Consider the following 21,082-nt stretch of genomic DNA (forward strand, 5'->3'; position numbering starts at 1 on the left):
GACCCGTGGAGATCCTGGCCGACGCCGCGACACTGGCGCTGTACACGACCGACGCCTCCAACTACCGGCACGTGCCGAAGGGGGTGGTGCTGCCGCGGAGCGTCGACGAGGTGATCGCGGCCGTCGCCGCCTGCCGGGAGGCCGGGCTGCCGGTGATCGCCCGCGGCGGCGGCACCAGCGTCGCGGGCAACTCGTGCGGGCCGGGCGTCGTGATCGACACGTCACGCCACTTCGGCGGCGTCCTCGACCTCGATCCGGAGGCACACACGGCGAGGGTCGCCCCCGGAACCGTCCTCGACGACCTCCAGCGGCTCGCCGCGCCGCACGGCCTCCGGTTCGGCCCCGACCCGTCGACGCACTCGCGCTGCACGATCGGCGGGATGATCGGCAACAACGCCTGCGGATCGCATTCGGTGGCCTGGGGTCGCACGGTCGACGTCGTCCGGGAGCTGGACGTGCTGCTCTACGACGGCACCCGGCTCACCGTCGGGCCGACCTCGCCGTCCGAAGTGGACGTGCGGGCGGCCATGCCCGGCACGGAAGGCCGGGTCTTCTCGGAGCTGCGCGCGCTCGTCCACGACAACCTGGCGTTACTGCGGACCGAGCTGTCCTCGTTCAGCAGGCGGGTGTCCGGGTACGGGCTGGAGCACCTGTTGCCGGAGAACGGCTTCGACGTCGCCAAGGCGCTCGTCGGCAGCGAGGGCACGTGCGTCACGGTGCTGGAGGCGACGGTTTCCCTCGCCGAGGTGCCGCGCCGCAAGGTGCTCGCGGTGCTCGGCTTCGAGTCCGACATCGCCGCGGCCGACGCGGTCCCGGCGATCCTGCCGTGGTCGCCGCTGACCGTCGAGGGCGTCGACGCGGACCTCGTCGCCCTGCTGGAGCCCGGCCGCGCCGACGGGCTTCCGCCGGGCGGCGCGTGGCTGTTCGTCGAGATGGCCGATCCGGAAAAGGCGCGCGGGCTGATCGACGGGCTCCGCGGCGCGCTGACCGGATCCGCGCTGCTGGACGACGCGGCCGCGCAGAAGCGGCTGTGGCGGATCCGGGAGGAGGGCGCCGGTCTCGCGACGCGGCTGGCCGGGGGCGAGGAGGCCTGGCCCGGCTGGGAGGACGCGGCCGTCCCGCCCGCGCGTTTGGGTGCCTACTTGCGGGAGTTCAAGCAGCTCATGCGCGAGCACGGCCGCAAGAGCGTCGTCTACGGCCACTACGGCGAGGGCTGCCTGCACCTGCGGCTGGACTTCGATCTGCTGTCGTCGCGAGGGATCGCCGGGTTCCGGTCGTTCCTCGAAGAGGCGGCGGACCTGGTCGCCGCGCACGGCGGTTCGCTCTCCGGGGAACACGGCGACGGACAGGCCCGCTCGGAACTGCTGACCCGCATGTACAGCCCCGAAATCCTCGCGCTTTTCGCGCGGTTCAAGGGAATCTTCGATCCGGCGGGCATGATGAACCCGGGCATCCTGGTGAACCCCAGGCCGGTCGACGCCGATCTCCGCGTCCGGCGCGCGCCACTGGAACTCGAAGACGTCACCGCGCTCGCGTACCCGGAGGACCGGGGGAGCTTCGGGCAGGCGATGCGGCGCTGCGTCGGCGTCGGGAAATGCCGCAACACCACCGGACCGGGCGTGATGTGCCCGAGCTACCGCGCCACGCGCGAGGAGAAGCACTCGACGCGGGGACGCGCGCATCTGCTCGCCGAAATGGTGAACGGCGAACTGATCACCGACGGCTGGCGCTCGGAAGAAGTCGCCGAGGCGCTGGATCTCTGCCTGTCGTGCAAGGGATGCCTGTCCGATTGCCCGGTCGACGTCGACATGGCGACGTACAAGGCGGAATTCCTGCACCAGCACCACAAGGGACGGCTGCGCCCGGCGTCGCACTACTCGATGGGCTGGCTGCCGCTGTGGCTGCGCGCGGCGTCGCTGGCGCCCCGGCTGGCGAACACGATGTCGCGCCGGTTCTCCGGGCTGCTGAAGAAATTCGGTGGGATCGCGCCGGAACGGGACCTGCCGACGTTCGCGAGGGTGCCGTTCACGCGGCGCCGCGACGATCTCAAACGCTGGGCGACCGGTTCGCGGCCCGTGGTGCTGTGGCCCGACTCCTTCAACAACTACCTCACCCCGGACGTCCTCGACGCGGCGGCCGAGGTGCTCACCGCCGCCGGTTACGACGTCGTCCTGCCCGATCGCGGCGTCTGCTGCGGGCTGACCCTGGTGTCCACCGGACAGCTCGACGCGGCGAAGAAGGTGTTGCGCCGCACACTTTCCGTACTCGAACCGTACCTGCGCTCCGGCTACCTGGTGGCCGGTCTGGAGCCGAGCTGCACGGCTCTTTTCCGCGGTGATCTCCCGGCGCTCCTGCCCGGCGACCCGGTCGCGGAACTGCTCGCCGAACGGACCAGGACCTTCGCCGAACTCGTCGAGGACTCGCCGCTCGAATTCCGGTCGCTGGACGTCGAAGTGCTCAGCCAGGTGCACTGCCACCAGCACGCCGTGCTCGGCTTCGACGCCGACGAGGCCGCGATGCGCGCCGCGGGTATCCACAATTCCACAATGGACTCCGGATGCTGTGGACTGGCGGGCAACTTCGGCTTCGAACGCGGGCATTACGACGTTTCCGTCGCCTGCGCCGAAGACCGCATGCTGCCCGCGATCCGTGCCGCGGCCGAGGGCACCGAAGTGGTCGCGGACGGCTTCAGTTGCCGGACGCAGATCGAGCAGCTCGACGGACGGCGGGCGCTGCACCTGGCGGAACTGTTGAGGCGTGCGTTGCCGTAGCCGCTCGTGAGTGGTAAGGACGGTTCTGGCCGTCCTTACCACTCACGAGACGTGACAGTTGCTTCCGCATCATGACCAGGTCGCCCCGGCACGACTTCTCGTCGATCGGTTCGACCGAGCAAGTGGCGGCCACCGGGCCGAACAGGTTCTCGGACTTGGCGAAGGTCCGCCCGGTGAGGCTGTGCCCGCGGTCGACCATCGCCTGGCGTCCGCCGCTGTCGATCCGCGGCCCGGAAGCCGTGCCGGTGACGTGGGCTACCACCAAGCCCGGCTGAGGCTCTCCAGAGTCGGTTCCTCCGGCGCCGGAAGAACCCTGAAGTACCAAGTGAAATTGCTGTAGACGTGCAAAAGCGCGTACGCCAGGCAGCGCCGGGAGAATTCCTCGTCCGGCTCGACGCCGTATCCGGCCAGTAGCCGCCGCAGGAAGTCCTTGTCCCCGCCCGAAACGAACAGGCCGACAGCGACGAAGTCGTACTCGGCCGCACCCCGCATCGCCGGTTCGAAATCGAAGAGCCCGGTCAGCCGCGGGCGTTCGCCGTCATGGGCGACCATGAGGTGGTCACGCATGAATTCGGTGTGCAGCGGGACGACCGGCGGGCTGCCCAGATCGACGGAGTAGAGGAACGCCGGAATCCGGCTGATCCAGGCCTCGTCGAGGCCGGTCCGGCGGTGATGCTCGACGACCTTCACGCGCTGCCCGGCGACGAACGCGGCCCAGTCCGGCGGACCGAGGACGTCGAGCCGCGGGTCGTGCAGCGAATGCAGGGCGGCCAGCGCCTCGCCGAGTTCTGGAGCGAGCCGGTGCTTGTCCTCTGTGGACAGTTTCGGCCAAGCGTCCTTCAGTGCTTCGCCGCGCAGGCGCTCCATGAGCACGTAGCCCCAGCCGTCCCGCTCGCCGGCGTCGTGCACGGCGGGGGTCGGGATCGGCAGCTTCCCGTGCAGGACCTCGAGCATCGTCCGCTCGGTCGGGAGTTCGTCGCGATGCACCGGCGGGAACAGCTTGAGCACCAGATCTTCGCCGACGGCGTAGACCGGGAGCGAGCCTTCGGTGAACGGGACGACTTCGCCGAGGCCGAGCGACCCGGTCAGCGACGTCACCGCCGGAAGAAGGTCTTGCCTGGTCAGCGCGTCGAACTCGGCTTCGGTGCCGGCGGGCGGGAACGGGATCACGGCACGACCGTAGAGCAGTGAGCCGTGGACGGCGACGTAGTTACCCGCTGCGCTCCAGCAGCGTCCGCGCCGCGCCGAGCACCAGACGGCAGACGTCGTCGGGATCCGCGCTGGCCAGTGGTTCCTTGCCGGTGATGTCGCGGACCAGGCCGATCCCGAGCAGCCAGGCGAGGACGAGGTCCGCCCGCAGGTCCGCGTCTTCGGCGTCGGTCAGCGTGGCGAGCACCTTGGCGTACTCCTCGCCTAGCTGCCGCCGGACCGCGGCGGCGGCGCTGTCGTGCCCCGTCGAGCGCAGGTACGCGTCGAGGGTGCGGTCGCGGCCGGTGTCGGATTCCAGCATGCTGCGCAACGCCGTCCCGAGCAGTTCGTCCGGTGGGGTGGTGGCGATCTGCTCGCGTCCGCCGCGCGCCAGGACCTCCTCGAACAGCGCGTCCTTCGAACCGAAGTAGCGGAACAGCAAGGCCTGATTGACTCCGGCGAGTTTCGCGATGTCGCGCACGGTCGTCCGGTCGAAACCGCGTTCGGCGAAGAGAGCCGCCGCCGCGTCGAGCAGGGCAGCCCTGGTCGCGGCCGCGTCGCGCTTGCGGACCTGCGGTTCTTCCGTCATCGCCAAAGGCTAGCCGTACGTCGCACGGTAGGCGCATTGACGCTCACCGTGATCATGGTTAGCGTTGTAAGCAGTTGCTTACAAACCGCCGAGCCGGGGGGTTTCCGGACAAATGACCACCACAGACACCGAATTCGTCTCCTATCCCTTCAACGAAGACGCCGGGCTCGAACTCAACGAGGCGTACGCGGCGGCCCGCGCCACCAAGGGCATGCTCCGGGTCCGTCTTCCGCACGGTGAGCCGGCGTGGCTGGCCACCCGGTACGCCGACGCGCGGTTCGTGCTGGGCGACCGGCGCTTCTCCCGCGCGATGGCGGCGGAACGGGACGAGCCGCGGATGGCGCCGGGCAGGCGGCCCGGCGGGATCCTGAGCATGGACCCGCCGGATCACACCCGGCTGCGCACGCTGGTCGCGAAGGCGTTCACCATGCGCCGCGTCGAACTGCTGCGGCCGCGCGTCGCCGAGCTGGCGTCGGGCCTGATCCAGGACATGAAGGCCAAGGGGCAGCCCGCCGACCTGGTCGAGGACTACGCGCTGCCGATCCCGGTCGCGGTGATCTGCGAGCTGCTCGGTGTCCCGGTCGAGGACCGGCCGAAGTTCCGCGTGTGGAGCGACGCCGCGCTGTCGACCAGCCCGCTGACCACCGAAGAGATGATGGCCAACCAGGACGAGCTGCGGGCGTACATGCACGTGCTCGTCGAGCAGCATCGCGCCGAGCCGCAGGACGACCTGATGACCGCGCTGATCGAGGCGCGCGACGTCCGCGACAGGCTCAGCGAGCTGGAACTGGTCGACATGTGCATCGGCATCCTGATCGCCGGGCACGAGACCACCGCCAGCCAGATCCCCAACTTCGTCTACGCCCTGCTCGAACAGCCGGACCGGCTCGTCCGCCTCCGCGCGGACCTGGACCTGATCCCGGCCGCGGTCGAGGAACTGCTGCGGTTCATCCCCCTGGGTGCCGGGGCGGGGTTCGCCCGCTACGCCACCGAAGACATCCAGGTGGGTGACGTGCTCGTGAAGGAAGGCGAGCCGGTGATGGTCGCGATCGGTGCCGCGAACCGGGACGCGCTCCAGTTCACGTCGGCGGACACCCTCGAATTCGGCAGGGAGTCCAATCCTCACCTCGGTTTCGGGCACGGCGTGCACCACTGTCTCGGCGCCCCGCTGGCGAGGCTGGAACTGCAGGAGGCCTTGCGGGCGTTGCTGCGAGATCTCCCCGGACTGCACCTCGACGGCGATATCGTGTGGAAGACGCAGATGCTGGTGCGGGGGCCCCGCTCCATGCCGATCGGATGGTGAGCATGAGCTGGAAAGTCGACGTCGATGGCGATACGTGCATCGGCTCGGGGATGTGCGCCGCGCTGAAGCCGGAGGTCTTCGCGCTCGAAGGCGCCACGGCGACGGTGGTCACGGGAGAGGTGGAGCCGGACGAGACGGTGCTCGACGCGGCGGATTCATGCCCCGCGATGGCCATCGAGGTGACGGAAAAGGGTGAGGTGATCGGGCCGCGGCCCTGATGACCGCTCTTTAATGCGTGGCGGTCGTCGGTGAAGAGGCGTACGACGACAGGGTGAGCGATGACGGCTTGACCCTCCGCACCCTGACCACCGACGACCTGCCCGCGTTCGCCACGATGCTCGCGCGAGCGTTCCTCACCGACGACACGGAAGGCATGCGGTTCCGCGAAGCGCTGGTCTTCGAACCCGAGCGTTCACACGGCGTCTTCGACGGCGACGACCTCATCGGGACAGGGGAACTGCTCACCCGCAAGATCACCGTTCCCGGTGCCGGGCAGACGCCGCTCGCCGCGGTGACGTCGGTCGCCGTCGCGCCGGGGCACCGCAGGCGGGGCGCGCTCACGCGGGTCATGCGGGCGCAGTTGCACGGCCTGCACGAAGACGGCGGTGAACCGATCGCCGCGTTGTGGGCCTCCGAAGCGACCATCTACCCCCGCTTCGGCTACGGGCTCGCGGCGCAGTTCCATCGCGCGAAGGTGCGCGCGAAGTCCGCCTTCCGGCCCGGCGTCGAACTCGAAACCGAGCGGGTGCGGGAAATCACCCGTGCGGAGGCGAGCCCGCTGATCAAAGCGATCTACGAGAATGAGGCGCCGCTTCGGGTCGGCGCGCTCGACCGGCCCGAATCGGCATGGAACTTCAACCTCGACGACCGCGAGGTCCGGCACAAGGGCTCGTCGGGGATGAAGTTCGCCGTCCTGCCGGACGGTTACGCGATCTACCGGGTGAAGAGCGATTGGGACGAGGAAGGTCCGTGCGGGACGCTGAGCCTGCAGGAACTCGTCGCGACCACGCCGCGGACGTACGCGACCTTGTACCGCTTCCTGCTCGACTATGACCTGATCGGCACGATAGAGCTGAACGCGGCGCTCGACGAGCCGCTCGTCCATCTGCTCGCCGACCCCCGAAAGATGACCAGGTCGGCCGGTGACTCCTTGTGGCTCCGGCTGGTCGACGTCGACCGTGGCCTCGTCACCCGGCGCTACGGAGCTCCGGTGGATCTGGTGTTCGGCGTCCGCGACACCTTCTGTCCTTGGAACACCGGGAACTGGCGGCTCGTCACCGATGCCGTCGGGAACGCAGAGGTGACGCGCGTGGAGGACGCGCCGGATCTCGAGCTGGGCGTGGACGACCTCGGCGCGATCTTCCTCGGTGGCACCAGGCCCAGCACGCTGGCCGCCGCGGGCCGGATCAAGGAGCGGGCCGCCGGCGCGGTTTCCCGGGCGACGGCCGCGTTCGCCACCGACCGCGAGCCGTCCTGTCTCGAATCCTTCTAGCCGGCATTACCTGGCGGGTAATCGACTTCGCGTGGTCGCTCTTGCCAAGGTGACCTGGTGCGAAAGATCAAGAGATTCCTTGGTGTGGCGGCGGTACTCCTCGGGGCGACGGTGATGGGAAGCGGGGCGGCGGTGGCTGAGACGACCGAGGACTGCTCGATGCCGAAGCAACTCGCAGACCTGGTCGAAGGCGCGGTGTCGCCGTCCGCCTGCGCCTTCATCACCGAACAGACCGAATTCGGGGCGATGCGTTCGGACACCCCCGAGGCGCGGGAAGCCCGCGTTCGTTTGTACGGCACCATTTTCGCCGCCGACGGCACGCTCGCGGAATCGGGCAGCGCCGCGCCGATCCAAGGCAGGGCGAATATCGAGAACAACCTGCGCACCCTGCTCGGCGCGTTCCCGACGTTCCGGTTCACCCCGGTGAAGATCGTGGTGAACGGCGACGCCGTCTTCTACGAGGCGGCCAACGAAGCGGTGATCCACGGCCGGATGGTGCGGTACCCGGCCGTCTACCGGGTGGTGCTCGAAGACGGCGAGGTCACCCAAGGCCGTCGCTATCACGATCGGACGGAATGGTTCCGTCCGGTCGAAAACGACGGCCTTCGTGAGCTTTTCGCCGGTATCGGCGACAACTGTCCTCGACCGGGCCCGGCCTTCACCGGCCCGGGGCTGACCGCGCCGGTGACGGACCCGGTGTGCCATCTCGCCTACCTCGGCAGGCTTTCGGGCGCGATGACCGACGTCCGGCTGGCACCCGATCAGGCGGCGGCGGGTCCGCACACGAAGTTCCAGGAGTACCGCGGGACCGTGCGGGCGAAGGGGCGGACGATCGACTTCGGAATGGTCGTGGGCACCGGATCCGGCCCTCTCCGCTACTACTTCGACACGCTCCCGCTGAGCTACGACGACGCGGAAACGGCCGCTCTGTTCACCAAGCTGCTCACGGGCGCAGCACCCCCTGCTCCGTGACGACCGCGGTGACCAGCTCGAACGGCGTCACGTCGAAGGCCGGGTTGAACACCTCGGCGCCTTCGGGAGCGACCTTCGTGCCACCGAAACCCAGGACTTCGCCGGGATCGCGCTCCTCGATCACGATCCCGGCGCCGTCCGGCATCGCGTTGTCCACAGTGGACGATGGGGCGACGACCACGAACGGGACTCCGTGGTGCTTCGCCGCGATCGCCAGCCCGTAGGTGCCGATCTTGTTGGCGACGTCGCCGTTGGCGGCGATCCGGTCGGCGCCGACGAGCACGCAGTCGACCAGGCCGCGGCTCATCGCGGCGGCGGCCGCGCCGTCGGGCTGGATCCGGTACGGGACACCGGCTTCGGCCAGTTCCCACGCGGTCAGGCGGGCGCCCTGCAGCAGCGGCCTGGTTTCGTCGACCAGCACGGACTCGACCAGGCCACGTGCCTGAAGATGCCAGACGACGCCGAGCGCGCTGCCCCAGGCGACCGTGGCGAGGTGGCCGGCGTTGCAGTGGCTGAGCAGCCGCAACGGCCGCCGCCCGCAGTGTTCGAGCACCACTCCGGCCGCCAGCCGGGAGGCTTCGTGATTGATCCGCTCGTCCTCGTCGAGGATCGCCAGCGCTTCGGCGAGGACGGCTTCCGGTCCGTCCGGGAGCTTCGCGAGGGCGCGGGAGACACCCCAGCTCAGGTTGACCGCCGTCGGCCGGGCCTGGGCGACGCGGTGCGCCTCGGCCTCGACGTCGCCGCCGGCGCGGGCGGCGAGCACGACACCGAGCGCCCCCGCCGCGCCGAGCGCCGGTGCCCCGCGCACCGCCAGCCGCTGGATGGCGTCGACGAGTTCGCCGACCGTGCGCAGTTCGAGCACGCGATACTCGGCGGGAAGGACGGTCTGGTCGATGATCGTGACCGCGCCACCGGTCCAGTCGATCGTTCTGCGCATGGCTCTCCCGTGAAATCCGGTTGTCCCGTCGCGACCGCCTCGGTGAGGATGCGGCTCGTGACCATTCAACGCCACCATCCGCCCGGTCTGCACCCCACGCCCACCTACCACCACGTGACCATCGTCGAAGGACGGCGGGACATCCACCTCGCCGGCCAGTGCCCGCTCGCCGATGACGGCAAGGTCGTCGAGGGCGGCGTGCTCGCCCAGGTCGACCAGGTCGTCGCGAACACCGCCGCCGCGCTCGCCTTCGCCAAGGCGACCCCGGCCGACGTGGTGCGCACGGTGATCTACGTGGTCACGCCGGACGCCGACGTGCTCTCGGCCGTGTGGGACCGGTTCGTCGAGTCGGAGATCGGGGAGGCCTTCACCACCGCGAGCACCCTGCTCGGCGTCGCGCAGCTCGGGTATCCCGGGCAGCTCGTCGAGCTCGACGTCACCGCCGCCACGGCCTGATCTCGCTGGCTTTGCGAAGTTCCGTGAAGGCCCCCTTCCTTACCCTCAGGGTAGTCAAGGAGGCCTTCACGGACCGCTGCCTTCGTCAGGTGATGATCGTGACGACAGGCTCTCCGGCCTTCGCGGCCCCGGCGAAGAAGGTCACCAGTTCGTCGTAGTACCCGCGCACGTAATCCAGCGCGTCGGGCTCGTCCCAGATCGACGGGTAGACCCCCTCGGCCTCGAGATCCGACAGCTCGACGCCTTGCGAGAGCCGATCGAACCCCGTCCGCGCCATCTCCGCCGAGATCGTCCGCACTTCCTCCGCGCTGAAATGCCGCGGCGGCCCGTCACTGTCCGCTTCCCCCAGCAAAGTCCCGCCCAGTACGAAATCGACTTCGAACCCGGCGCGCCCCGCCAGGAACCACAGCGCGTTCCACGCCTTGTCGATGTCCACCGCTCGCTCGGTTCCGGCGGCCTTTTCGGCATACGCCCAGTACCGCTCGGGCTCCTCGGTCAGTTCACGCAACTCGTCCGGCGTGACCCGCAGGTACGCCCCGCACATGCCCATCGGTCAGAGACCCGCCATCAGGTCGGTCTCGGTGATGCCCGGCCCTTGCCCGGCGCGGATGAACCACTCGACGCCGAACGCCTGCGCGAAGGTCTCGTCGGGCATCGCGAGGAAGAACGAATCCTCACTGATCTGGCTGGCGTGCGCGCGCATCGCGGCACGTTTGTACGGCAGGTACGCGGTGACGTCGACCCTCGCCGTCAGTACGGCTTCCGGCTTGCCGAACTCGGAGCCGTCTTCGAAATCGGGAAGATCCTCCGCCTTCATCTGCCCGGTCCGCACCGCCTCCTCCATGCCGCGGCGCATCTCGTCACTGTTGCTGGTCGCCTCGTAGACCCGCGGCGTGCCCGCCAGCTCGGCCGCCCGCATCCCGACGCGATGCACCTGGATGTGATCCGGATGCCCGTAGCCGCCGTTGTCGTCGTAGACGGTCAGGACGTCGGCCTGCTCCTCGCGCAGGATCGCGGCCAGGCGCTGCGCGGCCTCCTCGACGTCGGCCTGCCAGAAGGTGCCGGGCACGTCGTTGCGCGGCTCGCCCATCATGCCGGAATCGGTGTACCCCAGGAACTCCACCCGCTTGGCCCCCAGGACCTCGGCGGAAGCGTGCGTCTCCTGCACGCGGCGCTGCCACAGCTCCTCTCCGTCGTCGAGGAAACCGTCCGGCACCTCGCCGACCTCCCCCCTGGTCGCGACGACGAGCACGACACGGTGACCTTCCTCGAAGGCTTTGCGCATGACGCCGCCCGCGACGATGCACTCGTCGTCGGGGTGGGCGTGAAAACTCACCAATGTGGCCATGGTGGTGAAACTACCGGGAGGCACCGACATATTCCGGAGATCGCCGGCCATCTGTGGTGCGGATCCGGCCGTCGGCGCGAGCTCACGCGGGGAAGGTCCGCCCGAGGAACTCCAGCGTCAGCGCCCAAGCCGCCGCGGCGGGCTCCGGCTGATGGAACATCGGCGCCACATGGTTGTGGAACGCGTGCCCCGCGCCCTCGTGGATGTGGATCTCCGCCCCGTCGTGGGAAGCCACCGCCTCGGCCAGCTTCCGCACCCCCTCGACGGGAATGTAGGGATCCGCGCCACCGAACTGGAACTGGATCGGGCAGGTGATCTCGTCCAGCAAGGGAAGTTGCTCCGGAACGCGCGAGCCGTAGTACGAAACCGCGACGTCCGGGTCGCCCTCGGCGGCGGCCGCGAAGGCCATCGAACCGCCGAGGCAGAAGCCGAAGACGCCCGCGCGGCCCTCGGTTTCGGGCAGCCCGCGCAGCGTCGCGAGTGTCGCGAGCACGTCACCGACGGCGCGTGCCGGGTCGAGTTGGCCGGCGACGGCCATCGAGGCCGAGACCCCGGCTTCGTCGTGCGTGGCCGACCAGCCGGGGGAGATCCGCCAGAACAGTTCGGGCACGGCGACGACATAGCCGAGGGCGGCCAGGTCGGCGGCGACCGACTTGAGGTAGTCGTCGAGACCGAAGATCTCCTGGATCAGCACCAGACCCGGGCCGGAGCCGGATTCGGGCAGCCAGAGCGGGGCGTCGAACGAGCCGTCGGCGACGGTGACCTTGGTCATCGGGTTCCTTCCAGTGCGCGCACGAGGCAGTCCGCCACCAGGGCGGCCTGTGTGCCATCGGGGTCGAGGTCGGGATCGAAGATGGTCAGCTCCAGCCCGGCGGCGCCGGGGATGGCGAGCAGGCCGCGGAGCAGTTCGACGAGGTTGTCCGGGCTGAGCCCGCCGGGATCGGGACTGTCCACAGCGGATACGAATTCCGGATCGAGCGTGTCGATGTCGATGTGGATCCAGAAACCGTCCAGCGGCGCGAAGATCTCGCGGGCGGCGGCGAGCGCGCCGCCGGTGCCGGACGCCATGATCTCCTGGCTCGTGACGACGCGAAGCCCGGCTTCCCGCGCCTCGGCGGACTCCTCCGCACGGACTCCGAGCACGAGGACGTCTTCGTCCCGGACGTAAGGACCCAGACCGTCCACATCGGCCAGTTCCGGCTGGCCACGGCCGGTGACGACGGCGAGGGCCTCACCGCCGACCGAGGCGACGTGGTCGGAATTGCCGAGATGCCGGAAGTCGTCGTGCCCGTCGAAGTAGACGATGCCGAAGCGTCCTTCGCGACGCAGAGTCAGCATGGCGGCGAGCGCGATCGAACAGTCGCCGCCGAGTACCACCGGGAAGCCGCCGTCCGCGCGGATCTTCGCCAGCCGTCCGGCGAGGGCCGCGGTGTAGGTCGCGATCCCGGCCGCGTTGCGCACGCCGCTGCCGGGCGACCAAGCGGGCAGATACCGCGGCGGGGTGACGACCCCGCCGTCCCTCGCGCCCAAACGGGTGAGCAGGCCGTGGTCACGCAGCGCGCCTGGAGCCTTGTAGCAGCCGGGGACCACACCTTCGGCGGGCGGGCGCAGTCCGAGATTGGACGGTGCGTCGAGCAGTACGAAATTCCCCATGCCCCCACCGTAGTAGTGACGCCTGGTGCGACGCCGTCCGTCCCTTTAGGTTGAAGGGGACGGACAGAGGAGGCTCAATGGCGGAGCGGACGAAATACATCCTCGACGAAGCGGACATGCCGACCAGGTGGTACAACGTCGTCCCGGATCTGCCGGAGCCGCCACCGCCGCCGTTGCATCCGGGCACCCGTGAACCGGTCGGCCCGGACGATCTCGCGCCCCTGTTCCCGCAGGCGCTCATCGCCCAGGAAGTCAGCACCGAACGATACATCGACATCCCGGAAGAGGTCCTCGACGTCTACCGGCTCTGGCGGCCGTCGCCGCTGTTCCGCGCGAGGCGGCTGGAGAAGGCGCTCGGCACTCCCGCTCGCATCTACTACAAGTACGAGGGTGTCAGCCCGGTCGGCTCGCACAAACCCAACACCGCGGTCCCGCAGGCGTTCTACAACGCGGCGGAGGGTGTCACGAGGCTGACCACGGAAACCGGCGCCGGGCAGTGGGGGAGCGCGCTCGCGTTCGCGTGCGCCACTTTCGGGCTCGAGTGTGAGGTGTGGCAAGTCCGCGCCTCGTTCGACCAGAAGCCGTATCGCAAGCTGATGATGGAGACCTTCGGCGCGACGGTGCATCCGAGCCCGTCCGAGCTGACCGAATCCGGCCGTGCGATCTTGGCCGCGGACCCGGACTCGACCGGGAGCCTCGGCATCGCGATCAGCGAGGCGGTCGAGCAGGCGGCGCGGGCGGAGAACACGCGTTACGCGCTCGGCAGCGTGCTCAACCACGTGCTGCTGCACCAGACGATCATCGGCGAAGAGGCGCTCAAGCAGTTCGAACTGGCCGGGGACACCCCGGACGTCCTCGTCGGCTGCACCGGCGGCGGATCCAACTTCGGCGGGCTCGCCTTCCCGTTCCTGCGCGAAAAACTCGCCGGGCGGATGGACCCGGTGATCCGCGCGGTCGAACCGGCCGCCTGCCCGACCCTCACCCGTGGGAAGTACGCGTACGACTTCGGGGACACCGCCGGGTTGACGCCGTTGCTGAAGATGCACACGCTCGGTCACGACTTCATCCCCGACCCGATCCACGCCGGCGGCCTGCGCTACCACGGGATGTCGCCGCTGATCTCGCATATCTACGAACTCGGGCTGATCGACGCGGTCGCCATCGGGCAGGAGGACTGCTTCGCGGCAGGCGTGCGGTTCGCCCGCGCGGAGGGCATCATCCCCGCGCCCGAGCCGACTCACGCGCTCGCCGCGTGCATCCAGGAAGCGTTGCGGTGCAAGGAAACCGGGGATGAGAAGGTGATTCTTACCGCGCTGTGCGGGCACGCGCACCTCGACCTCCCGGCGTACGGCGCGTACCTGGCGGGCGACATCTCCGACCACGCGCTGTCCGACGAGGTCCTCGAGAAGTCCCTCGCCGGCCTCCCTTAGTCCTCAGGCGGATGTCATGAAAGGGTCGTTCCTGACGTTTTTCGTCCTGAACGACCCTTTCCTGACACTCGAAAGTGAGTCAGCCGGTCACCTCGTGGCCCGACGTGAGCCGACCGTGTCCTGATTGTCCACAAGAGACACTATCCCGCGCTGGAATGCCCGGTTCATGTATATGTGTACCTTTCGTGACTGAGGTCGTGAGTGATGAAGAGCGTCGGAACCCAATGCCACGGAGCTTAAGTTGATCTTGAATGGAGCCGACTGCGCCTCTCAGTGTCCACTAAGGACATTTTCGCTGGCTCAATGTCTGATTGATGCCCGGATGGGGCGAGTTCACGAGGGGGTCGTGAGTGGCGTTTCGGGTTAGAACCCGAAACGCCACTCACGACCAACCCGACCCGCGACCAGGGCCTTCACCCGCCTGTCAACCTCGCCCAAGATCAACTTAAGCTACGTGACCTTGCGTTGGAACCCTCTTTATCACTCACGACAGTGAAGAAACCGCGAACTGCCCAAGTGGAGCACTGTCATCTCAGGTGTGTCCCCTGTGGACAGTCGAGCAGGCGTGTCAGGTCTCTTTAGGGCATTCAGAGGACGAAACGCGTGGGGGAGGGTCAGCCGGTCACCTGGTAGCCCGACGTCCGGTTCCGCCCGGTGTTCTTCGCCTCATAGAGTGCCCGGTCCGCGACGGCGAGCACCGCGTCGAGGTCGGTCACGCCCGGCCGGTCGGCGAGGCCGATCGACACGGTGACGTGCTCGGGCAGGTCACCGGCACGCGAAGCCACGCTCGACCGGATCCGTTCCGCGATCGCGTGGGCGTGGACGGCGGGGGTGCCGGGCAGCAGGACGACGAACTCCTCACCGCCGAACCGCCCGACCAGATCCGTGCCGCGCACCTCGGTGCGCAGCGTTTCCGCGATCGCCGCCAGATACCGGTCGCCGACCAGATGCCCGTGCCGGTCGTTGATCAGTTTGAACCGGTCGACGTCGACCATCAGCAGGCTGGTGTGCCGCCCCGCGCGCCGCGCGCGGTCGAGTTCGTCGGCCGCCGCTTCGCGCCACGCCTTGGCGTTGAGCAGTCCGGTCTTGGCGTCGCTGCGCGCCTGCCGTTTCAGTTGCCGCAGCAGGACGCCGCGGTGCAGCACCAGCGTGATCCCGACGACCAGCAGCAGCATCACCGGCCAGTCCCGCAAAGCCCACGCGACGATGACGCCGAGCGCGATCGTCGCCGCTTCGAGCGCGTATTCGAACGGCTTCGCCAGCGCGTCGCGCAGCCGCTCGTGCGGTGTGCCGTAGTGCACCGCGATGGTCATGAGCACGGTGTTGACCAGCAGGAAGACCCCGCCCGCCGCGACGATCGACCCGAATGCGGAGACGTCGCGGGGGAGCATGTCGAACGGGGCCGCGTACCGGGAGAGGAAGGCGGCGGCCGCGAACCCCGAGAGCACGGTCGCCGAGGTGGAGAACATCCGCCGGAACAACGGGTTCGGCTGCCCGCGGAACCAGCGGTAGAAGAACGACACGGCGATGACCAGCGCGGCGAGCGCCGGGTGCACCAGCAGCACGGCCGCGAACGTCCACACGCTGTCGAGCGAGATGTGCGGCGTTCCCGCGAACCGTTCCCGCACCCGCTCGACCGGACGCGACAACTCCGTGTACGCCACGGCACTGACGATCAGGATCGCGAAGGGGAGTGCGTCGCCCCGAGTGAACGGGATCCAGAGAAAAGACCAGGCGGATCCGGCGATCGCCGCGACGTCCACCAGGAGGACGAAGCCGATCAAGCCGCGGTTGGGTAGCCGCCACAGCGCCCAATTCGTTAGCGCCACGGAGACGAACGTAATCGGTTGGATACTAGGTGTCACTACGCTGTATGGGTAGGCGGGGGGTGCACCACGCGTGACCGGATCGGCGAAGTGGAGGGGGTGAGCTCCATGCGCGGGCAGAACTGGTGAATACCCCGTTCCGGTCAAAGGGGGTGAAGCGGGGCCACGTGGCGCCAAGCCCGGGTGGCCGGAACAGCCACTACGAGACCGGCGAGTGCGATGACCGAGACCGTCGTCGCGGGTGAACCGAGCACGCCGACGAGCAGGCCGCCGGCGATCAGCCCGATTCCCTGCACGGCGATGAGTCCCGACCCGGCGAGGCCGAACGCCTGGCCTCGTTCGGTGTCGGGGACCAGCCGCATGAACGTGGTGCTCGCGGTGACCTGGTAGGCCGCGCACATCCCGGACAGCATGAGCAGTCCGGCGGCGTAGGGGAGCGAGGGCCGGAACCAGAACGCCGCGAGCGGCACGATCGCGCCGAGCGCCAGCCCGCCGACCATGCGCAACCGGACTTCGGGCCGCACCAGACGGCCCAAGGCGAACACCCCGAGCACGATCCCCGCGGGATGCGCCGCGAGCAGCAGTCCCGCCGTCGCCGCGCCGCCGCCGATCTCCGCGGCGTAGGGCACGGCGAGCCCTTCCGGCACGATCACGAACCCTGCCAGCCACGCCAGCCCGACCAGCGCGCGCAGCCGTCGATCGTGCCAGATCGTCCTGGCACCGGCCGAAAGCCGCCGCAGGGTCGACGTCGCCGGTCCGCTCGCTCCCGAAGCCGCCCGGGCGCGGACGCCCAGCCGCAGGACGATCGCCGAGACACCGAACGTCACCGCGTCCAGTGCCAGCCCGCGGCCCGGTCCGATCGCGGCGATCACCGCGCCGCCCAAGGCGAATCCGGCGAGCTGGCCGACCTGGTTGGTGATCTTCATGAGGGACTGGCCGAGAACGTAGGAATCCCCGCTGAGCACCGACGGCAGGACCGCGGCCTGCGCGGCGGTGAACGGCGCGTTCGCCAGTTGCACCACCACGAGCACGGCGGCGAGCACGGGCAACGGGATGCCGGGGACGGCGAGCACCGCGACCAGGAGCGCGCGGACGACGTCGGAGCAGACCATCACCGCGCGGCGCGGGAACCGGTCGGCCAGACCGCCGAGCAGCGGCCCGCCGATCAGATCGGGCAGATAGGTGAGCGCGTAGGTCAGCGCGGGCCAGGTCGCCGAACCGGTTCGCTCGAACACCAGCACCGACAGGGCGACCCTGGCCACCTGGTCACCGAGGATCGACTGGAGTTCCGCGAACCAGATCGCCCGCAGTTCGCCGACCGCGAGGATCTGCCGGAAGGTCGCCTTGGACTCCACGAGGTGACCACCCCCGCCAGGTCGGGTGAGTCACCGAGCGTACCGCTCCGGACGCGGGTGGTGAACCGCCGCTAGGGACCGCTATTCCGTGCCGCAGGTGATCTTCGGCTGCGGGTTGTAGTGCACGTTCCTGGTGTGACGACGGATCTCGCGGCCGGTCGCGGCGTCCTTGATGACCCGGGTGTCCGACGTGGTGAAGCCGGGCGCGCCGTTGCTGGGCTTGCAGTTCTCGGCGGGGCCGGGCTTCGTCGGCGGCTCGGACGAGTTGGTGCGGCCGCCGGGGATCGACTCGACGGTGTACTTCTTGGTGCCCCACAGCCGGATCGTGATGTCCGACGGCGTCCAGATGGTCTGGATCGCGACACCGGTGTCCGTGTCGTTGGTGAACTTCAGGTCGATCACGCTGCCGCCGTTGTGGTTCTGGAACACGGTCGCCTCGCGCGCGGCGGGGTAACGGCTGATGTAGTAGCTGTGTTCCTTGTGCTCGGTGTCCTTCATACCGGCGAAGTACGAGGCGTTGTACAGCGTCGTCGCGAACTGCGAGATCCCGCCGCCGACCTCGCGGCCGGGCGCGCCGTCCTTGATGACACCGGCCTCGACGTAACCCTGTGCCGCGCCGCGCGGCCCGGTGAACCCGTTGAGGCTGAACGTCTCTCCCGGCTTCACGATGGCGCCGTTGACCTTCTGCGCCACGACCCGGATGTTCGTCCCCGAGTCCGGCGCGAACCCGCCGGTCTTGAACTCGCTGACGACCTCCTTGATGCCGAGCTGGTTCGCCTGCTCGGTGGTCACCTTGGCCGGGGTCTTCTTGTAGGTCACGGGCAGCTCGCGGGGAGCGGCGCGCTTGAGCACGTCGAGCACCGGCTTGAGGCTCGGCTCCCAGTCGACGACGTTGGCGTCCTCGGAGGGCTGCACGGTCGGCTTGCCGCCTTCGAAGACGATCTGTGCGTCCTTGCCTTCCTTCTCGGTGGACTTCAGCTGCGGGCCCGCGGCCTCGATGATCTTGTTGTTGTCCACCTTCGGGTTCAGCACGCCGCCGTCGACGGGCTCGAAGGTCAGCGCGGCCGCGATCTGCTCGGGTTTGACGATCGCGTCCTTGCCCTCGCCCTTGACGACCATCGGCGACGCCACGGCGGGCTTCGCGATCTGCTCGAGAGCGGCGTGGACGGCCTCCGGTGAGACCTTGACCGGGGTCTGGGTGACGGCGAGCGTGAGCGGCTCGCCGCCGGCCCAGCGCTCCAGGATGGTCTTCTTGGCGGCTTCGACGTCGAGCTTCTGCCCGGTCTTCGGCTCGACGGCGACCGGTTTGGCCTCCTCGAAGCGCACGGTGCCCTCGACCGGGTCGCGATCGACCTTGTCGCGCAGGTTCTCCAGCGCGGAGGTGAGCTTGGCGTCGTCGGTCTGCGTGACGACACCGACCTCGGTGGTCGAGAAGAACGACGCGATCCGGGTGAACGGGTTCAGCGGCTGGTCACCGGCCTGGTCGAGGGTGGCGGGCCAGTCGAGGCGCAGCCCCGCGTTGTTCGGCGCCAGCGACTCCTCGGCGTCGCCCGCGACGACCTTCACCGGCCTGGTCAGCCGCGGCTCGATGCCGCCGCGGAGCTCCGTCTCGGCCGCCGCGCGGTCCATCCCGCCGACGTCGACCCCGGCGACGGTGACGCCGCGGGGGACGCTGCCCTGGGAGACCAGCACGTCGAGGGCGTACGCGACGACCAGCAGGCCGAACACGCCGCCGCCGATGAAGGCGGCCTTGCGGTAGCTGCGACGGCGCTTCGGTGGCGCGGGCTCCTCCGGCGTGGCAGACTCCGCGAACCCGGGCGTGACGACCGGGAGAATGTCCGTCTGCTCAGCGTGGGACTCGGGCCAGCGCGGTTCCTGCGGCAACTCTCCACCCTCCACGGTCCGGCGTAGCCGGGCGTCGTGATCCAACGTCCGGGCCTTCCACACGTTCCGGACGTAGGTTCAAGATACGGGGCGCGTTTTGTGGTCGTGCAACTCGCCCGGTTGGGTGAGCGGGTCACTCCGTCGGGTGGTCACTGGGCGTCAGGTTCGGGATTTTCACCCACTCTGGCGAGAAAGTCGAAGTCACAGCCCTCGTCGGCCTGCGTGATGTGTTCGGCGTACAACGCGCCGTAACCCCGTTCGTACCGCGGGGCGGGTGTGGTCCACTCCGCCCGGCGACGTTGCAATTCCGCATCATCGACGTCGAGGCTCAGCCGTCGCGAAGGGACGTCCAAAGTGATCCGATCACCGTCGCGGACCAGCGCGAGCGGCCCGCCGACGTGGGATTCCGGCGCGACGTGGAGCACGCACGCGCCGTAACCGGTGCCGCTCATCCTGGCGTCGGAAACGCGGACCATGTCCCGGACGCCCTTGGCCAGCAGGTGATCCGGCAGCGGCAGCATCCCGTATTCGGGCATCCCCGGGCCGCCGAGCGGGCCGGATCCGCGCAGGACGAGGACCGAATCCTCGGTGATGCCGAGCGAGGGGTCGTTGACACGGTTCTTCAAGTCCTCGTAGTCGTCGAAGACCACCGCGGGTCCGGTGTGGACGAGCAGCCGGGGATCGGCGGCGATGTGCTTGATCACCGCGCCCGACGGCGCCAGATTGCCGCGAAGCACCGCGACCCCTCCCTCGGCGGCGACCGGGTTGTCACGCGTACGGATGACGTCGTCGTCGTGCACCCGCGCCGAAGCCAGGTTTTCGCCGAGAGTCCGGCCTGTGACGGTGACCCGATCGGTGTGCAGCAGGTCGGTCAGCCGGGAGAGCAGGCCGGGAAGCCCGCCGGCGTAGTAGAAGTCCTCCATCAGCCAGTCACCGCCGGGGCGGATGTTCGCCAGCACGGGGACCCGGCGCGCGATCGCGTCGAAATCGTCGACGGACAAGGGGATCCGCGCGCGCCCGGCCATCGCGATCAGATGGATGACGGCGTTGGTCGAGCCGCCGAGCGCCAGCACGGTGGTGATCGCGTCGGCGTACGCGCGCTCGTCGAGGATCTTCGTGACGGTGAGGTCCTCCCACACCATTTCGACGACGCGCGCGCCGCTCGCCGCGGCCATGCGGTGGTGCGCCGAGTCGACGGCGGGGATCGACGTGGCGCCGGGCAAGGTCAGGCCGAGTACCTCCGCGACCGACATCATGGTGGACGCGGTTCCCATCGTCATACAGGTTCCGGGAGAACGGGCCAGCCCACGCTCCAATTCGGACAGTTCCTCGTCGCCGATCAGCCCGGCCCGCTTGTCGTCCCAGTACTTCCACATGTCGGTGCCGCTGCCGAGCACTTCGTTCCGCCAATGCCCGCGCAACATCGGGCCGGCGGGGACGAAGATCGCGGGCAGTCCCGCGCTCGTCGCGCCCATCAGCAACGCCGGTGTCGTCTTGTCGCAGCCGCCCATGAGGACCGCTCCGTCGACGGGGTAGGACCGCAGGATCTCTTCGGTCTCCAGCGAAAGCAGGTTCCGGTAGAGCATGGGTGTCGGCTTCTGGAAGGTCTCCGACAGGGTCGCGACCGGGAACTCCAGTGGGAAGCCGCCCGCCTGCCACACCCCGCGTTTGACCTGTTCCGCCCGCTCTCGCAGATGCATGTGGCAGGGGTTGATGTCGCTCCAGGAGTTGAGGATCGCGATGACGGGTTTCCCGAGGTGCTCCTCCGGGTTGTAGCCGAGTTGCCTGCTCCGGGCCCGGTGGCTGAAACCGCGCAGTTCGTCGCCGCCGAACCAGCGGTGGCTTCGGAGTTCCTCAGGGTTCCTCATGACCGTGAGT

The 21,082-nt window shown here is 69.1% G+C and carries 19 protein-coding genes; 8 read left to right on the forward strand and 11 right to left on the reverse strand.

All coding sequences use genetic code 11. The features are described from left to right. Positions 1–5: 5 nt before the first annotated feature. Positions 6–2,771, forward strand: a complete 2,766-nt coding sequence (locus AC069I_RS29495; RefSeq protein ID WP_478266872.1) for an FAD-binding and (Fe-S)-binding domain-containing protein — start codon at positions 6–8, stop codon at positions 2,769–2,771. A gap of 71 nt (positions 2,772–2,842) precedes the next feature. Further along, a complete protein-coding gene (locus AC069I_RS29500) occupies positions 2,843–3,046 on the forward strand; it encodes a hypothetical protein (protein WP_478266873.1) in 204 nt (67 codons plus the stop codon). Here the strand turns inward: AC069I_RS29500 and AC069I_RS29505 are convergent. Continuing rightward, the gene (locus AC069I_RS29505; protein ID WP_478266874.1) at positions 3,027–3,941 is read right to left on the reverse strand and encodes a phosphotransferase family protein; all 915 of its coding nucleotides are present in this window, start codon (positions 3,939–3,941) and stop codon (positions 3,027–3,029) included. The two genes, AC069I_RS29500 and AC069I_RS29505, sit on opposite strands and share 20 nt — an antisense overlap. Positions 3,942–3,981: 40 nt before the next feature. Then, positions 3,982–4,548 (reverse strand): TetR/AcrR family transcriptional regulator, encoded by a 567-nt coding sequence (locus tag AC069I_RS29510; protein WP_340681519.1) that lies wholly within the window; start codon positions 4,546–4,548, stop codon positions 3,982–3,984. Between the two features lie 112 nt (positions 4,549–4,660). On the opposite strand from AC069I_RS29510, the gene AC069I_RS29515 reads away from it, so the two are divergent. The 4 genes from AC069I_RS29515 to AC069I_RS29530 are packed head-to-tail and all read left to right on the forward strand — an operon-like array spanning position 4,661 to position 8,315. Continuing rightward, positions 4,661–5,851: a cytochrome P450 gene (locus AC069I_RS29515; protein WP_478235047.1), complete on the forward strand. Its 1,191-nt coding sequence runs from the start codon at positions 4,661–4,663 to the stop codon at positions 5,849–5,851. A gap of 2 nt (positions 5,852–5,853) precedes the next feature. Next, positions 5,854–6,069 (forward strand): ferredoxin, encoded by a 216-nt coding sequence (locus AC069I_RS29520; RefSeq protein ID WP_465422237.1) that lies wholly within the window; start codon positions 5,854–5,856, stop codon positions 6,067–6,069. A gap of 17 nt (positions 6,070–6,086) precedes the next feature. Continuing rightward, the gene (locus AC069I_RS29525) at positions 6,087–7,343 is read left to right on the forward strand and encodes a GNAT family N-acetyltransferase (RefSeq protein WP_478266875.1); all 1,257 of its coding nucleotides are present in this window, start codon (positions 6,087–6,089) and stop codon (positions 7,341–7,343) included. A gap of 57 nt (positions 7,344–7,400) precedes the next feature. Continuing rightward, entirely contained in the window at positions 7,401–8,315 is a 915-nt protein-coding gene (locus AC069I_RS29530; RefSeq protein WP_478226503.1) for a nuclear transport factor 2 family protein, read from the forward strand. Here the strand turns inward: AC069I_RS29530 and mtnA are convergent. Beyond that, complete coding sequence (gene mtnA, locus AC069I_RS29535; RefSeq protein WP_478235044.1) at positions 8,287–9,252, reverse strand: S-methyl-5-thioribose-1-phosphate isomerase; 966 nt, start codon at positions 9,250–9,252, stop codon at positions 8,287–8,289. The genes AC069I_RS29530 and mtnA overlap by 29 nt on opposite strands. Positions 9,253–9,300: 48 nt before the next feature. Here mtnA and AC069I_RS29540 point away from each other — a divergent pair, with 48 nt between their 5' ends. After that, positions 9,301–9,708: a RidA family protein gene (locus AC069I_RS29540; protein ID WP_478266876.1), complete on the forward strand. Its 408-nt coding sequence runs from the start codon at positions 9,301–9,303 to the stop codon at positions 9,706–9,708. Between the two features lie 85 nt (positions 9,709–9,793). Here AC069I_RS29540 and AC069I_RS29545 read toward each other — a convergent pair whose 3' ends face one another. From AC069I_RS29545 to AC069I_RS29560, 4 genes are all read right to left on the reverse strand, one after another. After that, complete coding sequence (locus tag AC069I_RS29545) at positions 9,794–10,258, reverse strand: YfbM family protein (RefSeq protein WP_478226500.1); 465 nt, start codon at positions 10,256–10,258, stop codon at positions 9,794–9,796. A 3-nt stretch (positions 10,259–10,261) separates the two neighbouring features. Then, positions 10,262–11,056, reverse strand: coding sequence for a PIG-L family deacetylase (locus AC069I_RS29550; RefSeq protein ID WP_478226499.1), 795 nt, complete (start codon positions 11,054–11,056; stop codon positions 10,262–10,264). An 82-nt stretch (positions 11,057–11,138) separates the two neighbouring features. Continuing rightward, a complete protein-coding gene (locus tag AC069I_RS29555; RefSeq protein WP_478226498.1) occupies positions 11,139–11,828 on the reverse strand; it encodes a dienelactone hydrolase family protein in 690 nt (229 codons plus the stop codon). Further along, the gene (locus AC069I_RS29560; protein ID WP_478226497.1) at positions 11,825–12,709 is read right to left on the reverse strand and encodes an arginase family protein; all 885 of its coding nucleotides are present in this window, start codon (positions 12,707–12,709) and stop codon (positions 11,825–11,827) included. The genes AC069I_RS29555 and AC069I_RS29560 overlap by 4 nt, the downstream gene beginning before the upstream one ends. A 77-nt stretch (positions 12,710–12,786) precedes the next feature. On the opposite strand from AC069I_RS29560, the gene AC069I_RS29565 reads away from it, so the two are divergent. Beyond that, positions 12,787–14,139 (forward strand): TrpB-like pyridoxal phosphate-dependent enzyme, encoded by a 1,353-nt coding sequence (locus tag AC069I_RS29565; protein ID WP_478226496.1) that lies wholly within the window; start codon positions 12,787–12,789, stop codon positions 14,137–14,139. A 614-nt stretch (positions 14,140–14,753) separates the two neighbouring features. Here AC069I_RS29565 and AC069I_RS29570 read toward each other — a convergent pair. The 4 genes from AC069I_RS29570 to araD all read right to left on the reverse strand — a co-directional run bounded on the left by AC069I_RS29570 (position 14,754) and on the right by araD (position 21,072). After that, positions 14,754–15,968, reverse strand: coding sequence for a GGDEF domain-containing protein (locus tag AC069I_RS29570; RefSeq protein ID WP_478235709.1), 1,215 nt, complete (start codon positions 15,966–15,968; stop codon positions 14,754–14,756). Positions 15,969–16,108: 140 nt separating this feature from the next. Beyond that, entirely contained in the window at positions 16,109–17,320 is a 1,212-nt protein-coding gene (locus AC069I_RS29575) for an MFS transporter (protein WP_478226494.1), read from the reverse strand. 81 nt (positions 17,321–17,401) lie between these two features. After that, on the reverse strand, positions 17,402–19,204 hold the full coding sequence (locus tag AC069I_RS29580; protein WP_478266877.1) for a VanW family protein: 1,803 nt from the start codon (positions 19,202–19,204) through the stop codon (positions 17,402–17,404). Positions 19,205–19,353: 149 nt separating this feature from the next. Then, positions 19,354–21,072, reverse strand: a complete 1,719-nt coding sequence (gene araD, locus AC069I_RS29585) for an L-arabinonate dehydratase (protein WP_478226492.1) — start codon at positions 21,070–21,072, stop codon at positions 19,354–19,356. Positions 21,073–21,082 lie beyond the last annotated feature (10 nt).

Source organism: Amycolatopsis sp. NPDC043885, from assembly GCF_056435685.1.

Coding starts and splice junctions, on each gene's coding strand:
- AC069I_RS29500 (WP_478266873.1), top strand. CDS start 2,843: ATGACCAGGTCGCCCCGGCACGACTTCTCGTCGATCGGTTCGACCGAG.
- AC069I_RS29510 (WP_340681519.1), bottom strand. CDS start 4,548: ATGACGGAAGAACCGCAGGTCCGCAAGCGCGACGCGGCCGCGACCAGG.
- AC069I_RS29515 (WP_478235047.1), top strand. CDS start 4,661: ATGACCACCACAGACACCGAATTCGTCTCCTATCCCTTCAACGAAGAC.
- AC069I_RS29520 (WP_465422237.1), top strand. CDS start 5,854: ATGAGCTGGAAAGTCGACGTCGATGGCGATACGTGCATCGGCTCGGGG.
- mtnA (WP_478235044.1), bottom strand. CDS start 9,252: ATGCGCAGAACGATCGACTGGACCGGTGGCGCGGTCACGATCATCGAC.
- AC069I_RS29540 (WP_478266876.1), top strand. CDS start 9,301: ATGCGGCTCGTGACCATTCAACGCCACCATCCGCCCGGTCTGCACCCC.
- AC069I_RS29545 (WP_478226500.1), bottom strand. CDS start 10,258: ATGGGCATGTGCGGGGCGTACCTGCGGGTCACGCCGGACGAGTTGCGT.
- AC069I_RS29550 (WP_478226499.1), bottom strand. CDS start 11,056: ATGGCCACATTGGTGAGTTTTCACGCCCACCCCGACGACGAGTGCATC.
- AC069I_RS29555 (WP_478226498.1), bottom strand. CDS start 11,828: ATGACCAAGGTCACCGTCGCCGACGGCTCGTTCGACGCCCCGCTCTGG.
- AC069I_RS29560 (WP_478226497.1), bottom strand. CDS start 12,709: ATGGGGAATTTCGTACTGCTCGACGCACCGTCCAATCTCGGACTGCGC.
- AC069I_RS29565 (WP_478226496.1), top strand. CDS start 12,787: ATGGCGGAGCGGACGAAATACATCCTCGACGAAGCGGACATGCCGACC.
- araD (WP_478226492.1), bottom strand. CDS start 21,072: ATGAGGAACCCTGAGGAACTCCGAAGCCACCGCTGGTTCGGCGGCGAC.